This is a genomic window from Paenibacillus tritici (assembly GCF_018207515.1).
In the GTDB taxonomy this organism is placed as follows: domain Bacteria; phylum Bacillota; class Bacilli; order Paenibacillales; family Paenibacillaceae; genus Paenibacillus_AQ; species Paenibacillus_AQ tritici.
Genome location: NZ_CP073365.1, coordinates 1,127,660 through 1,142,813, shown reverse-complemented (window position 1 = coordinate 1,142,813; position 15,154 = coordinate 1,127,660). Strand labels below are relative to the sequence as shown.

The 15,154-nt window shown below is 52.4% G+C and carries 10 protein-coding genes; 2 read left to right on the top strand and 8 right to left on the bottom strand.

Annotation, left to right across the window (positions count from 1 at the left end; all coding sequences use genetic code 11):
• Positions 1-447: 447 nt before the first annotated feature.
• The gene (locus KDC22_RS04810) at positions 448-618 is read right to left on the bottom strand and encodes a hypothetical protein (RefSeq protein ID WP_173136674.1); all 171 of its coding nucleotides are present in this window, start codon (positions 616-618) and stop codon (positions 448-450) included.
• A gap of 148 nt (positions 619-766) precedes the next feature.
• Positions 767-1,621, bottom strand: coding sequence for an AraC family transcriptional regulator (locus KDC22_RS04805; protein WP_211722243.1), 855 nt, complete (start codon positions 1,619-1,621; stop codon positions 767-769).
• 84 nt (positions 1,622-1,705) lie between these two features.
• Between KDC22_RS04805 and KDC22_RS04800 the strand changes: the two genes are divergently transcribed.
• Positions 1,706-3,637 (top strand): beta-N-acetylhexosaminidase, encoded by a 1,932-nt coding sequence (locus KDC22_RS04800; protein ID WP_211722242.1) that lies wholly within the window; start codon positions 1,706-1,708, stop codon positions 3,635-3,637.
• Positions 3,638-3,685: 48 nt separating this feature from the next.
• On the opposite strand, the gene KDC22_RS04795 is transcribed toward KDC22_RS04800, so the two are convergent.
• The 5 genes from KDC22_RS04795 to KDC22_RS04775 all read right to left on the bottom strand — a co-directional run bounded on the left by KDC22_RS04795 (position 3,686) and on the right by KDC22_RS04775 (position 9,873).
• Positions 3,686-5,566 carry a glycoside hydrolase family 20 zincin-like fold domain-containing protein gene (locus KDC22_RS04795; protein WP_211722241.1) on the bottom strand — a complete coding sequence of 627 codons (1,881 nt, stop codon included), beginning with the start codon at positions 5,564-5,566 and terminating at the stop codon, positions 3,686-3,688.
• A 100-nt stretch (positions 5,567-5,666) separates the two neighbouring features.
• Positions 5,667-6,443 (bottom strand): glucosamine-6-phosphate deaminase, encoded by a 777-nt coding sequence (locus tag KDC22_RS04790; protein WP_211722240.1) that lies wholly within the window; start codon positions 6,441-6,443, stop codon positions 5,667-5,669.
• Positions 6,444-6,491: 48 nt separating this feature from the next.
• Positions 6,492-8,057, bottom strand: a complete 1,566-nt coding sequence (locus tag KDC22_RS04785; protein ID WP_246553300.1) for an extracellular solute-binding protein — start codon at positions 8,055-8,057, stop codon at positions 6,492-6,494.
• Between the two features lie 39 nt (positions 8,058-8,096).
• Positions 8,097-8,963, bottom strand: a complete 867-nt coding sequence (locus tag KDC22_RS04780; RefSeq protein WP_211722239.1) for a carbohydrate ABC transporter permease — start codon at positions 8,961-8,963, stop codon at positions 8,097-8,099.
• A gap of 16 nt (positions 8,964-8,979) precedes the next feature.
• Positions 8,980-9,873: an ABC transporter permease gene (locus KDC22_RS04775; protein WP_246553644.1), complete on the bottom strand. Its 894-nt coding sequence runs from the start codon at positions 9,871-9,873 to the stop codon at positions 8,980-8,982.
• A 313-nt stretch (positions 9,874-10,186) separates the two neighbouring features.
• On the opposite strand from KDC22_RS04775, the gene KDC22_RS04770 reads away from it, so the two are divergent.
• Positions 10,187-12,466, top strand: a complete 2,280-nt coding sequence (locus tag KDC22_RS04770) for a helix-turn-helix domain-containing protein (RefSeq protein ID WP_211722237.1) — start codon at positions 10,187-10,189, stop codon at positions 12,464-12,466.
• Between the two features lie 218 nt (positions 12,467-12,684).
• Here KDC22_RS04770 and KDC22_RS04765 read toward each other — a convergent pair whose 3' ends face one another.
• On the bottom strand, positions 12,685-14,934 hold the full coding sequence (locus tag KDC22_RS04765) for a glycoside hydrolase family 9 protein (RefSeq protein WP_211722236.1): 2,250 nt from the start codon (positions 14,932-14,934) through the stop codon (positions 12,685-12,687).
• Positions 14,935-15,154: the final 220 nt, after the last annotated feature.

Sequence of the window (15,154 nt, the reverse complement as noted above, 5' to 3'; positions counted from 1 at the left end):
CACAATGATTAGTAGGGATTTGTATATTACGGAAGGCCCCGCGGAAACCATGAGGTACATCAATGATGTGAGGGACAAAGAAAAGATTCTGAAAAAGGCGATAGTTCTGTCTTCGGCTGTTAATTTAATTTTCATCCCACCACCCTATTCTCCAGTTTGTGGAAAATTCGAGTTTATTCTAAGCTATGTTTAAAAGCATCATACATGAGAAAAATCACAATAACAAGTTTCGCTTTTTAATGACAGCGTTTACTTTTAAAATAAAAAGCTTATTCGCAATCTTTTTTTATAAAAAAAGAATCATTCCTATCCATATCTGCTAATGATAGCGTATGCACAGTTATAGAGCGCTTTCCCGCTCAAGACAAAGAGCCTCTCCCACGGGGACAGGCTCCTCTCAACATACAGGATGTCTTCTATCATCAGGATCATTCCGTTATGCACAGTCTATTCGGTCACCGCCGGCAAGGCTTGCTGCAGCTTGGCCTTATTACAGATACAAATTTGATAACGTTGTTCGCCAACGATATGATACCCGGTGGACAGAATACGTAAGGTATGGTTTCGTGCTTCCACCTTATGGAGACTGCGGCAACTGATGCAGTAATATTCTCTCATGGTTTCATCTCCGGCATAGTCTAGAAGAACTACTCTAGAACTGCTAATATTATCTAAATAATAGCATTTTCTTTTTCAGCATGTCAACAAAAATCCGCAAAAAACGACATTCTTCTAAACAAAACGTAGAATTATGTCGTTTATTATTTCACACCTGATTACGGCAGGTCTGAGGAGAGAGGCCCATATATTTCTTGAACAGTCTGGAGAAATAAAAGGTATCCCTATAATGAAGCATCCCCGCAATCTCCTGCACCTGAAGTGAGGTGTTGAGGAGCAGGTGTTTGGCCTCAGCCATTTTTAGCCGGTGGATATAATCATGCAGGGGATAACCGCTGCTGTGCCGCACCGTGCGGCGGAGTGTGGACATGGAGATATGCAGGCCCGCAGCAATTCCCGGCAGATCCGGCTTCTCATAGATGCAGGCGTTCAACGCTTCACGGATCAGCGGCATGGTCCCCTGCTCCCACTGGCGGTTACTGCCTTGAATATGAAGCGAACATTCCAGCAGCATCTCTTCAAGAAGCAGCGCAGCCCGGTCAGCGTCTCCGGCTATGCCTCCTTCCATCCAGCCCAGGATGTCTTCGAATGAAGCCTCCAGACCCTCAATTCCCTGGGCCACGAAGACGTCTCCCCCGGCGATCAGGCCCGTCTCCAGCCATTCTGAGACACGGCTCCCGCTGAAATTAACATAATATTCATCCCAATACCCTCCCGGCGGCGGTCCGAAGCTGTAGCTGCAGCCCGGACGAAAAAAAAACAAGCTTCCCCCGCGAACCTGCTGCTCTCTGCCTCCGTTCTCCGCATAAGTCCCGCCTCCGGATACTATATATACAAGTGCCCATTGATCAAACACCGCACCGGAACGAAACAGCGTTCTTCCCGGCAAATGGCCCGCTTGCCCTACACGTATCGACCGGAGCCGGAGCCTGGAAGCCTCCACCTTCGGATCAATAATTCTAATGGGATAAGAACTGATCATATAATCCATGAGCTTGGGCATACATTGCATTCCTCCACCCGTTCAGGAGTGATATGTTTGTAATGAAGATGATCATATTCTACATGAATAAGAGGTGTTCACGCTATGCCTGAAGTTGTTCATTTACAGCTGCTTCCCCGCCCGCAGAAGGTCATGGTATCTGAAGGTCTGTTCCACATTCCCGCTAAGGGCAGCATTGTTCTAACCGGTGAGGCCCGGATGTCCGCACTTCCCGCGGCCCGCAGGCTTCAACAGACTGCTTCCGAGGTGATCCGGCTCCGTCCCCCCGTGTCCATAGGACTGCGGCCTGCCACCGTTCCGGCCTTTATCTTCAGCTATAATGCCCTGCTTACAGAAGGGGCTTATGAGCTTCATGTTAATGAGGCTGGCATCACCGCCGCTTACGGCTCCCCGCAGGGCGCTTATTATGCAGCCGCAACGCTGAAGCAGCTTCTTGTGCAGTACGGCAGAACTGTGCCTTATCTGCATATTCAAGATCAGCCGGACTTCGCCGCCAGAGGACTGATGCTTGATATCAGCCGCAACAAAATCCCCAAGCTGGAAACGCTGTACCGGATCATTGACCTAATGTCAGATCTGAAGCTGAATCAGCTGCAGCTATATATAGAAGGAGCACCCTTTGCCTATGAATCCTTCCCGCAGGTGTGGGAGCTGGAAACCCCTATAACCGGCGAGGAAATCCTGCTCCTGGATGCCTATTGCCGGGAGCGCTATATTGAGCTTGTGCCTAATCAGAACAGCTTCGGCCATATGGAGGGCTGGCTCACCCGGCCGGAGTTCAATAGCCTGGCAGAAGCCCCTGACGGCTTCATGCTCCCGGATCATATGTACAACAGCGATTTATATCCGGACGGACTGTTCATGCATCCCGGAACCTTCGATACGGAAGATCCGGAAGTGCTGAAGCTCCTGGGTACTATGTACGATGACCTCCTTCCGTACTTCACCTCGGACATATTCAATGTCGGATGTGATGAGACCTATGAAGTGGGACTAGGTAAAAACAAAGCCTTGGCGGAAACCTCAGGCAAGGGGGAGCTCTACCTGTCCTTCCTGCAGAAAATTCAGGATCTCGTCAAGCAGCGCGGCAAAACCATGCAATTCTGGGGAGATATCATTATCCAGTATCCGGAGCTGATTCCCCGGCTGCCGAAGGACATGATTGCTATGGAATGGGGCTACGGCGATACGCATCCCTTTGAAGCCGATACCCTGAAATTCCGCGAAGCGGGGATTCCGTTCTACGTCTGCCCGGGGACCAGCTCCTGGAACTCCCTTACCGGACGGACCGATAATATGCTGGCTAACCTGCGCAATGCTGCGGTTCATGGCAAACGAAATGGTGCGCTCGGCTACCTCATTACCGATTGGGGCGATTTCGGCCACTGGCAGCATCTGCCGGTCAGCTATGCCGGCTTCGTCTACGGTGCAGCTCTGGCCTGGAATGTAGAGGGGAATCTTGAAGCGGATGTGGCGCAATATCTGAATACTGCTATCTTCCGGGACCGTTCCGGCACGATCGGACAATTGCTGCTGGATCTTGGTAATTATTACAAGCTTGAATCAGGAACCCTCCATCCGAACGATACGGAGATGTCCATGCTGCTGCGCAGCAATCTGGAGAATGTGCGATTGTCCGGCAAGCTCTCGGGAGAGCAGCTTGATCAGTTAGAAGAGTACGTCGGCAGCCTTGAAGCCAGGCTGGAACCATTGGCCCTCGAATGTGATGATGCCGGTCTTGTCGTCGAAGAACTAAATAGCGGCATCCATTTCGTGAAGCATGCGGTTAAGCTGACACGGCTCAAGCATCAGCTGGCCGGAGACCCTCCGCAGCTTGACGCAGCACTCATTCAGGAGCAGATTCACGATCTGGATCTGCTGCTCCATCAGTACCGCCAGCTATGGACCCAGCGCAACCGGCTGGGCGGCCTGGAGCAAAGTGTCTCGAAGCTGGTCCGCCTGCGGGGGGAATATGCTGCGCTTGCCGCTAAGCTGAGTGGGGCGGCTGTGGAGTAAAGCTTCTAAGTGTAGACCAATGGAAAACGTCTTATGTCAAGAGTTCTATCAACTGGTTGCTGGGTGATCCAAATGAAGTCCCATCACATGGTATAAGGTCCGCTCCAGATAATCATGCAGGAAGAAACGCGAGCTTACAAAATGAGCAGCCATATCGGGAGACTGATACTGTTCCAATGCTGCTGTCATTCGCGGGCGGACCGCCTCTCGCCCGCGGCGGTTATGCCGATAACTGTTCAGCAGGGACTGCCATTCCGCCTCATCCCCCGGATACATCTCCCAGCGGTAGACGTATTTATGGATAGCCCGCGAACGATCTGTAGCATCTTCAAAATCATGCATTACCGCAATCAGTCCGGCTGAATCTTTGTTCAGCCGGACTTCATCAACCAGCTTCCAGATCAGATTATAATAATCCTCCAGCCTGTACCTTCCCTGAAGCTCATGCGCCTTCCCGGCGGGAATGCCGTGGAACCGCTCCAGGAAGCGGTCAATAAAAGTCTCCGTATCCGCCTTCCGGTTCCAGGCCAGCTCAGCATGAAGCAGCATGGGATACCAGGTCGTTTCAAAGATTCCGTAAGGGACTCCCAGACTGAACGGGCCGGTCCAGTTCGTAGCCACCACGCAATCAAGGTGGAGACGACCGGCTGCTTCAGCCCACTGCCGCAGATTATCCGTCCGGTTATCCAGCACGGGATAATTCTGATGCTCTGCCGAGTCGAAGCTGCGGACCGCCGGTGCCCCCATCACTTCAATGCCGAGAGCTCGGAATTTGTCCGCAAGCCCTGAGACCTCCGCTTCAATATTGCGGCCGTTATAGATCCAGATCATCGCTACACTTCGCGGGTCCAGCTTCGCCAGTTCCTCGGGCGGGCATTTATCCAGCATGTCATGCCAGAATACCGGCGTTCTGCCCCGGCTTGAAGTGAATTCAATCAGCCGGTTCAGAAAGGCGATGAACGCCCGCTCCCGGATTCCGCCGAAGGCTTCCCGGCATTGCGCACACTCACACAAGCTATACACTTCATCACAGCCTAGATGAATATAAGGGGAGTCCGGATGAGCCTCCATCATCTCCTCTAGCAAATCCGTAATGAGCTGATAGGATTCCGGACGGGACGGGCAGATTTCTCCGGTGGAAGACTCGGTCTCACGGAGATGCCGCCAACGGTCGTGCCGAAGCACATATTCCAGATGCCCGAAGCTCTGCTGAAGCGGAATAATCTCGATAAAATGCTCCTTCGCAGCGTCGTGCAGCGCCTCCAGCTGCTCCGGATTCAGCGCATGCTGCGGGTGCGTCAGCTCCGGATACTTCCGGAACGGAAACTTGTCTTCGTATTCGATCAGGACCGCATTGATCTTGTAGTTGGAGAAATCAGCCAAATAACGGACCAGCAGCTCCGGCTTCGAGAAAGTCTGGCGGAGGTCATAGTTCATCGCACGCAAACGGGTATCCGGCCAGTCCATAATGGTGACTGCGGCGATCTCTCCCTGCGGATTCCGCAGCTGCAGCAAGGTCTGGAGCCCATAATACAGCCCGGCGGCATCCGTAGCCCGGATGCGAACGCGATGCTCAGACACCTCCAGTAGGTAACTCTCCTTCCGGCCTTCCAGCAGCGAAAGCTCCGCTTCCGGCACTCCAACTGGCCCGGCTCCCGCTACGCCGTTCTCACCGCTGCCCCCTCCTGACGCACCTTTCTGCAGACGCTCACCAGCAGATGTTCCCGCCGCGCTGTGCAGCAGCAGAGAATAGCCGCTGCCTTCTGTGGAGCTGGCCAGCTTCGCCCCGGGAAAAGCACGGCGGCAATGCCGCTCCAGCCTTGGCTCCTCCTGCTCCATCATCAGACTCAGCCATACTCCGTCATTGATCTGAAAAGCGCTTCCGTCCTCAAGCTTCAACTGTTGCGGTTCTGGCAGTAAATGATACATGGCTCTCCTCCTTATCTTGCAGCTTCATTCTACGCTGCACCTGCTCTTCACTCCGTTCTTCCAGCAGTCCAGCAGCGCCCGTTCACCGCGGCCATAGCCGTCATAAGCCGAAGGCCTCCCGGTCGGTGAACAAGACCATGTCCGGATGGGAGCGCAGTATCGTGGCCGGGCAAGCGGTACTGACCGGATCTTGAAGCGCTGCCTGAAGGGCGCTCCGCTTGGACCCGCCGGGCACAATGCCGACCAGTTGCCCGGCTGCCATCAGCGCGGGAATGGTCAGCGTCAGGGCATGAGCCGGCACCTCCTCCAGCCTGGAGAAGCAGCCGTCATTCACCTGCTGGCAGCGGCAAGCCTCCTCAAGCAGCACAGCCTTGACCAGAGCCGGATCATTGAAATCGGCCACGGGCGGATCATTGAAGGCAATATGGCCGTTCTCTCCAATTCCGAGGCAGACGATGTCGATAGGAGCTTCGCGCAGCAGCTCCGAATACCTCGCGCATTCCTGCTCTACATCCGCCATTCCGTCCAGCAGTTCCACCCTGCCGGGCTTCACCCGGCTGAACAGCCTGGCGGTCAGATACGTTCCGAAGCTCTGCGGTGCCGCGCTGTCCAATCCGATATATTCATCCATATGAAAGGCGTCGACCCGGGACCAGTCAATCCCCTGCTCCCGTACCAGCCCCTCATACAGCTCGCTTTGCGAAGGCGCGGCAGCAAATACCATCCGTACACGCCTGTCCTTCTCTTCCAGCAGCCTGCGCATATATTCTCCAACCTGCACCGCCGCAGCGGCGCCCATGAGGCTACGGCTGCTATAGATTTGGATGGACATCCGCTCCGCTTTTTTTACCGCAAGCAGCCCTTCTCTATCGTCCATACCGCACTGCACTTCCTTTCCCTCCAACCCGCCCGTATATCCCATTCCTCATTCCCCGCTCAGCTGCACGTTCTGCATACGGTCGTAAGCTTCCTTATATACGCCTACCAGCTTATCCACGCCCAGATTGTTCATTTCCTCCACATACTTATCCCATTCGGCCAGATTTCTTGAGCCGGTGACGAATTTGGCGAAGCTCTCATCCCGGTGCTTATTGATCGCTTCCCCGGTAAGCGAGATCACTTCATTCTCCTGCTCGGTGAAGGCCGGGCGGGGCTGCATGGCGGACGGGTCATACTTGGCCGCTTCTTCATAAGCATGCTTCAGGTTATCGGAGAACAGCGACAGATGGGCATCGAAGTCGATCCAGGTATACGTGCCGCTGGTCTGCAGCCCGGTCTGCTTGCGCATTTCGGTCACATCGCTGTATTCCGGCTTGAACTTGATCGTATCGCCTTCTTTGGTATAGGTCTCCCCCTCCTTGCCCCAGCTGGCAAGTGTACGCCCTTCCTCTGTATAGAAGAAATCCATATAGGCCATGATGTCTTCAATCTGCTTCGAGGTCGAAGCCACTGTCAGACCGCTCTCCAGATAGTGAAAATAAGGATTCAGCTGCTTGCCGTCCGCCAGACCTGCGGGTGGAGCCAGGAACTGCATGTTGAATTCAGGGTTGTCTTTCTGCATCGCATTGTTGAAGAAATCAATCCGGCTGATATAATCGACGGTGACAAAAGACTTGCTGGTAGATACCACATCCTGCCACTGCTTGGTCTGCAGCGAGAGGAAATCCGGAGGAATCAGCCCTTCATCATAGAAGCTTTTCCACATGCCGAGCATTTCCTTATAAGCGGGCTCCGTTGGCCCGTAATGCCACTCACTGTTATCAAAATTAAAATATGCGCCCTCACTGGTCCCGAAGTTTATCGTCATGCTGGCATTCAGCTCATCGGGGTTCTGCCCGTAACGGATGGAGAGCGGAAAGCTATCCGGGTATTTCGCCTTCAGGACCTGAAGAGCTTCATGAAGCTCCTTATAGGTCGTTGGTGCCTTCAAGCCTTCCTTGTCAAAAACATCCTTCCGGTACATCCAGACTAAGCGGTTCGTCTCTCCGAATCCCTGGTTCGGGAACATATACATCTTCCCGTCTGCGGACAACGCCGCCTTAGCTTCATCAGGATACTGCTGGATCCACTTGCTCAGGTTCGGCATCTTGTCCATATACTCCTTGATATCCACCAGAGCACCTTGCTGGCCGAATTTGTTAGATTCCTTACGGTTCGGCATATATAGGATGTCCGGCAGGTTTTTGGAGGCAATCGCCAGATTGAGGCTTTCTTCAAGCTCCCCGGAAGGCGTCTGCACCTTCAGGGTGACACCGGTCTTCTCCTTCAGCCAGCTCCAGACCGGCCAGGACTCCGAATAAGGAAACGTAGCATTGTTGTCCAGCAGCGCCGTGAAGGTCTTGACCGGCAATGCAGACGGACTTCCCGAACCTTCACTGCCCTCCTGCACAGCAGCTTCCGGCACGGCTGCATTATTATTGTTGCCGCTGCAGCCGGACAGAAGCAGCGATGCCATCACGGTAAGCAGACTTGCAGTCATCCATTTTCTCATATAAGCCACTCCCATTCCTATGAATTGTACTGTTCGTTATCAGCCTTTGACGGCTCCAATCATTGCGCCTTGGACGAAATACTTCTGGATAAACGGATACACGGCTAGAATCGGAAGGGTTGATACCATAATCGTCGCATATTTCAGCGATTCTTCAACAATCTGATTATCCCCCCCAATACCGGTTACATCTCCTGAGCTGGAGGTGCCGGCAAGGACCATATTGCGCAGCAGTACCTGCAGCGGGAACAGCTCCGAGGAGCGCAGATACAAGAGCGGGCCAAGGAAATTATTCCACATACTCACCGCATAGAAAAGCGCAATCGTCGCAAATGAAGCTTTGGACAAGGGCACGATGATACGGGCAAAGATACCGATGTCATTCAATCCGTCCATACGCCCCGACTCCTCCAGCTCCTTCGGAATGCCCGCGAAGAACGTGCGCATCAGAATCAGATTCCAGGTGCTCACCGCACCCGGCAGCACCATCCCCCATACGGTATCGACCAGATTCAGAGAGCGGACCACGAGGAAGGTGGGAATCATCCCGCCGCTGAAGAACATGGTGACCACAATCAGCATGGTCAAGCTTTTGCGCAGCGCCATATCGCTCCGCGACAAGGCGTAAGCTCCCGTGGAGGTGATGAGCAGGGAGATCAGTGTACCCGTGAAGGTGTAGACGATCGTGTTCTTGTAAGCTGCCCAGATCTTGGAGTCCTCCAGTACCACTTTATACATGTCAAGGTTAATGCCCTTGGGCCAGATGGAGACTGTATTCTGGATGACATTAGAATCACTGCTAAGCGACACCGCCAGCATGTGTACAAACGGATACAGCGTAGCGGCCACAACCATCAGCAGCGCAATCCCATTGATTATACTGAACAGGTTAATCCGGAATTTCATAATAAGCACCTCTTTTCTACCATAGACTGGTTTCACTTATGCGGCGGCTGATCCAGTTGGCACTGTAGATGAAGACCAGACTGATAACCCCCATGAATAGGTCTATGGAAGCACCGTAGCTGAAATTCCCTTGCTGCATACCGACTCTGTATACATAAGTGCTGATAATATCCGCAGTTTCGTAAATCGCCGGATTCTGCATCAAGAAGACCTTCTCGAAGCCTATCTCCAGCACCTGCCCGATATTCAGAATGAGTGTAATGACAATCGCGGGAGAGATACCCGGCAGCGTAATATGCCAGATCCTCCGCAGTCTGCCTGCTCCGTCCATTTCTGCCGCTTCATACAGCTGGGGATCAATGGCGGTTAGCGCAGCCAGATAGATGATGGTCTCCCAGCCGATATGCTGCCAGATTTCGGAGATTACATAAATGATACGGAAGAAACCCGGCTCGTTCATGAAGTTAACAGGCCCGATGCCAAGGCCGCCGAGCAGATTATTAATCAGCCCTCCCGTTGGCGAGAGAAACATAATCACCATACTGGCAACAATGACATTGGAGATGAAATGCGGAAGATAGCTTACCGTCTGCACGAGGCGTTTGAAGGATGCTTTCCTTACCTCATTCAGCAGAATCGCAAGCAGGATCGGGGCAGGAAAGCCGAATACCAGCCGGTATAATCCAAGTAGGAAGGTATTCTTCATCAGCAGCAGGAAGTCCGGGTTCTCCAGAAACATCCGGTAATATTTAAAGCCCACCCAGCTGCTGGCCCAGATCCCCTTGAACAGATTGTAATCCTTAAACGTGATCACCAGCCCGAACATTGGCAGATACTTGAAAATCAAATAATACAGCAGACAGGGAAGAAACAGCAGCCATAATAATTTGTTTCTTCTCCAGATCTTCATCACCCGTTCCCTCAGCTGCGGCCGTTCCCGGTTTCTCCCGGCGGTTGTCTCCGGCAGTGCATTTGCTTGCCCCATACGCATTCCCCCTAAATACTGTAGTGATGTTAGCTTATTTCCCCTTTCAAGCCGGGAGGTATGGTTGAATTATAGAAATAAAATCAGTGACAGCGCTATCAGCATGTTATATTTCATATCGCCCGATTAGCGATTTTCTTAGAATCGGCGTATAAAAAGAAGAAAGTGCATATTGTCCGTGTGAGCTTTCGGGAGCTATGATGGTATAAAAAGAATGCCCATAGCAAGGGGGAACATCATGCGCAGAAGAATAGACTTTAAATTCGCTTTCAACGCCTTGTTCGTGAAGCTAATGCTGAGCTTTCTCAGCGTTATCCTGCTGCTGGCTTCTTTCAACCTTTTCTCTCATCTATATCTGAGCAAGAAGGTCTATCAGGAGATGGTCCGCCAGAATGAGCTGGGTCTCAAGCAGACCGCCCTGAGCTACGAGAATCATTTCCGGCTGACACAGAACATCATTCTGACCCTTAACCGATCGCATACATGGACGGCCAACCTGGGCCTCTTGAGCCAGGTCCGCGAGAACAGGCGTTATGATGTGGTCCGTGAGGTCAAATCGGATCTGGCGAACGTCTACTCCAACCCGTTCCTGCATATTGAGAACTTCATTCTCTATTTCAAAGAAGCGGATTATGTTTTTGAAAAGGACGGCACCAGCAGTATGAACGATATGTTCTCCAAATATTATGCCAGCAAGGAGTATCCGCCGGATTATTGGAGCCGGCAGACGATGGGCGATCAGTACATGAGGGTCCTGCCTGCAGCTAATTATAGAGAGAGTACGATGAATTCCTCGCGTCCGCTCGGGTCGCTGCTGCCGCTGGTCACACAGGTTCTGCCCAATAAGGAGGTCTATGGCATTGTCATGCTGAATGCACGCGAACTGCAAACGGCTTACGGGGATGGGAGCGCAAATCCGTTCTATATTCTGGATGCAGACGGCGTCATGCTGTTCTCCACCTCGGCAGACCAGCCGGCATTAGGCGACATCTCCGGGAGCATCAGCTACCATGAGCAGGTCGGAGACCAATATTATTTCTATCAAAAAGGCGGGCAGACCGGATTCACTTATGTCCAGGTTACACCAGCCGCTGCAGTCGCTTCCGGAATGCGCCAGATGCAGCTGCTGCTGGCCGCCCTGCTGACTGCCGCCGTGCTCACCAGTATTCTTTTCTCGCTGTTCTTCAGTTACCGTCTTAACCGGCCGCTGCAGCGGCTGATTGCAGCACTGGAGCGCAAATCGGGTACAGGCGCGGGTAAGCTAAGCAGCGTGAAGGAATTCGCTATCATCGGGGACCGCATGAGCCGTATTCTGGAGACCAACCAATTCATTCAGACCGATCTGGAGCATAAAAATTCGCTGGTGCGCCAGTACGCCTACTCCCATAAAATTAAGAACATCCCCCTGAACCCCAATCTGCTGGATCTGGAGGATGCCCAAGCGGAAGACCGGCCGTATGCAGCCGTGCTGTTCAAGCTCAGCTTCAAGCATCCGTCCCAGAGCCCGGAGAAGGATACCCTGATGCTGTGGCAGCTGATCCAGCACCTGTTCCTGGGCAGCGAAGGGGATATAGTGGCTGTGCAGCCGGAGCAGAACCAGCTCCTGCTGCTGCTGTTCCAATGCGGACCGCAGAGCGCTATTCTTCAGACGCTCCAGACTCTGAAGGAGCTGCTGGAGGTGGAGCCCGCCTTTTATTTGACCATCGCGGTAAGTCCTGTCTACTCCGGAGAAACTCCGATTACCGGTGCTTACGGGATTCTCTCCTCACTGCTTAAAGAACGCAGGTTGAACGAAGAAACCCAGATTATCGTGGAGCCGCGCGCTTCATCGGCCCGTTCCTTTCATGTCAAGGTAACCCATGGGGAGGAGCTGTCGGGCCTTCTGCTGTCAGGCAATGAGGAAGCGGTGCTGGGATGGCTGGCCAGACAGCTGGAGCAGTTGAACCAGAAGGACGCTGCGGCCGAAGATTTCCGGGCCTTTGCTGCGGGAGCGGTGGAGCAGGCGGGCAAGACGGTAATGAAGCTGGGGTTGGAGGAGGCTGTACTGATTCAGCCAGCTCTTAAGGAGAACTTCGAGAGCTTCTATTCCACCGGGCAGTATAAGGAATGGCTTCACGCAATGGTCCGGCCGATCCTTGCCGCCATGCGGGCCAAATCCGAGACCAGGGACCCCGTACTTGCCTATATGCTAGACTATCTGGATAAGCATTACGGAGAGAATATCAATCTGAATCTTGTTGCAGACAAGCTGAATCTGAGTCCGGGCTATCTGTCTACCTTCTTCAAGGAGAAGCAAGGCATTAATTTCAGCGACTATCTGAACAACCTGCGGATCAGCCATGCCAAGGAGCTGCTGATGAACCTCGACCTGCGCATTCAGGAGATCGCACTCCAGGTCGGCTACCTGAATGTCAATTCCTTCATCCGTATGTTCAAACGCGCCTCCGGCCTTACTCCCGGCGAATACCGCAAAAGCCATGCCAGCGGAGGACTGCCCGCTGCGGAAGACGGGCCTTGAGGCGGTCCGCTTCCTCTGCTTCGATGGTCCATACGCACGCAAGTGGAAACGGCTTTGCCGTCCTTTTAAAGGACGGTACCGTTTCAGCGAGAAATAGAAGGATAATTTATCGTGTGAAACATATAAATTCTTATATTTCAAAGAAAAGGCTGCTGATCTAAGCTCAGCAGCCTTCCGTTCCAGTCTGGATTCCCTGTGGTTCCTATTTAATCACCTGCCTAACTCACAGTCAGAACCGGTTTATTGGCTGTGTTTTCTTTGCTGTTGAAGCTTATCGTTGCACCGTTATTGTTCTCAACCTGCAGCTTGAAGGTCATTTTCTTATCGCCGCCGAGCTGGCTATTCACAAAACCCGCTGCATCGATAGTGTACCAGCCGGCTGTAGATACATTAATGGTTCCAACCAGCACTGCACCTGTACTGCCCGGCTGATTGTTCCAGGTGATGCCTCCTGTTCCCGACTCTATCCATTCATCACTGCCGGTAAGTCCGTATACCTTCACAGGCGTTGACGCAGATACGGCATTACAGTACATCTTCAAGAGAGCAGAAGCAACAGGTGATCCAGTACGACCGGTAAGATCGAATCTTACAAACCCTTTCCGGTTATAGCCCTCATCCGCATCTCCCTTTACATCGACTGTTGCTGCTGTTCCATAGTTGGTTGCCGCATAGGTGCCGTCTCTTACATAGGCATCTCCATTTGTAATATAGTCGGTTGGTGCACCTGAGGATGCGCCTCCTCCCATGAAGGCGACCATCGCCATACCCGCTGCATTGCCTGATATGGTAACCTCATTGGTAGCATAATCTCTGCGGTTATCATGCCAGATCATCCGGTTGTCATTGAACTGCACGATACCCGGATCTTCCTGCCCCGTAAGCAGCGGGTCCTGCTGGTCTACAACGTACTGGCTGCTGGTCTCAAACCCCTCGCTCCAGGCTCCGCGGAGCTGATAATTCGGGTTATTCACACGGTTCAATGTGGTTACACGGTGGCGGGGATTTTTAAACCAGGTTGTACCCGCACCATTTAACTTACTAACACCCCACGGATTCCTTCCCAGCATGAAATCAATCTGCTGCTGGGCCAGAGCCGCATATGTGGTATTTCCGGTTAATTCCTGATACATCATCGCTTCTACCGCATTATTGCTCATGGCTTCATACGTACCCCATTTGGGTTCACTGCTGGTATTCCAGAATTGCCCGTCAGCATAATTCTTTTTCAGGTTCAGATGATTATTCATCCGGCCTGCGGCAGTATTCTTATAAGCCGGATCAAGGGAGGCGACCTCAAAGTTTGCCCAGTGATAGGCTCTGGACCAGTTGAGGCTTGTGTTACTTTTGTTGTACCATTCTCCCGCACTGTCACAGAACGATTTCGCTTCTGTTAAATAGGCGGCGGTACCTGTGGCCCGGTAGAGTTCGGCAGCCGCCCAGGCCATATCGTCTTTATAGTCCGTATCCACGTAGAATCCGTCCGCATCCCCAGCAATTCCCGTCCTTGTCTTCCCCCAGGTGTAGATTTGCTGGGCTGCAGTCAAATAGCCGGCAGCTAATGCAGTATTATAGACCGGTCCGGCAGAATCTCCCCATATTTTAGCTCCTAGTGCTAAGGCAGCTGCAGCTTTTCCGGCCAAGTTTGCGCCTGTACCGGCAGGGCATGGATGCACCGGACGCGCCGCGCCATAGATCGTATTGTCATTTTGCGGCCAGGTTTTGCTGCGGGAATCCAGATCATCATTCTCGACATCATGGTCCAGGCCGTCGGCTACTTCCATATACAGAATCTGGTTGGTGTTGTCCCACAGCTTGAGAATGAAATCAAGACCTACCTTCGCTTCCGTCAATGCTCCGGCCGCGCCTCCGGGAGCAGGAAAAGCTTCCGGATGGTGGATATACGTCGTTAGCATCACATCCGTAACATGTCCGATGGTGCTCAGAAATTTGATATAATCCGAGGCATCATGCCAGCCCCCGGTAAAGTCCTTGGTGCCGGAAGCACCATCCGGCTTTCCGTCAATGGATGAGTTCGTTCCCGTCATATGGCATACGCCATGATCCTGCGGACTGGTATTTCCACACCGCTGCACTTTGAAGAACTGCATGGACAGATCGGCCAGACTGCTGTAAACCGAATTGCTTATAGCGAAGACCGGGGACTTATAGGCGTTGATTTTTATATAATATCCGCTTCCGGCAGTAGTTAGTGTACTGAAATCTATAGCATAGGAATAAGCACAATTTGCACCACCCGCGTCACCCCAGCTCCCTTTACTGGCTGTGGTAATGGTTCCGTTCAATACCGAGGTGTTGTTTGAATTGAACACATCATATCTAACTCCGCTCAAGCCCGTGCTTGATAATACGATGGCTATTTTACCCGCAGCCGGACTGTATCCAACCTGGTTAACCCTTATAAATATGCCGCTTACACTAGCTTGAACCGAACCCGGTGAATTCATATCTTTGTACACGCCCTTTCATTTTTCACGTGCAAGGTGCTGTAATTTATATGAAGCCGCCCGCCTCACCCCATCCCCTCCATGAAGTCATTTAAATGTCAGGCTGTACACCGCTTTGCCTTGGAGCGGTGTACCTGCATTATAACCAGTCATATCATGGGAATTAAATCCTCATATGTTATTTATGTCGTCTTTTTTACGAATAGCGAAGAAAATGAAT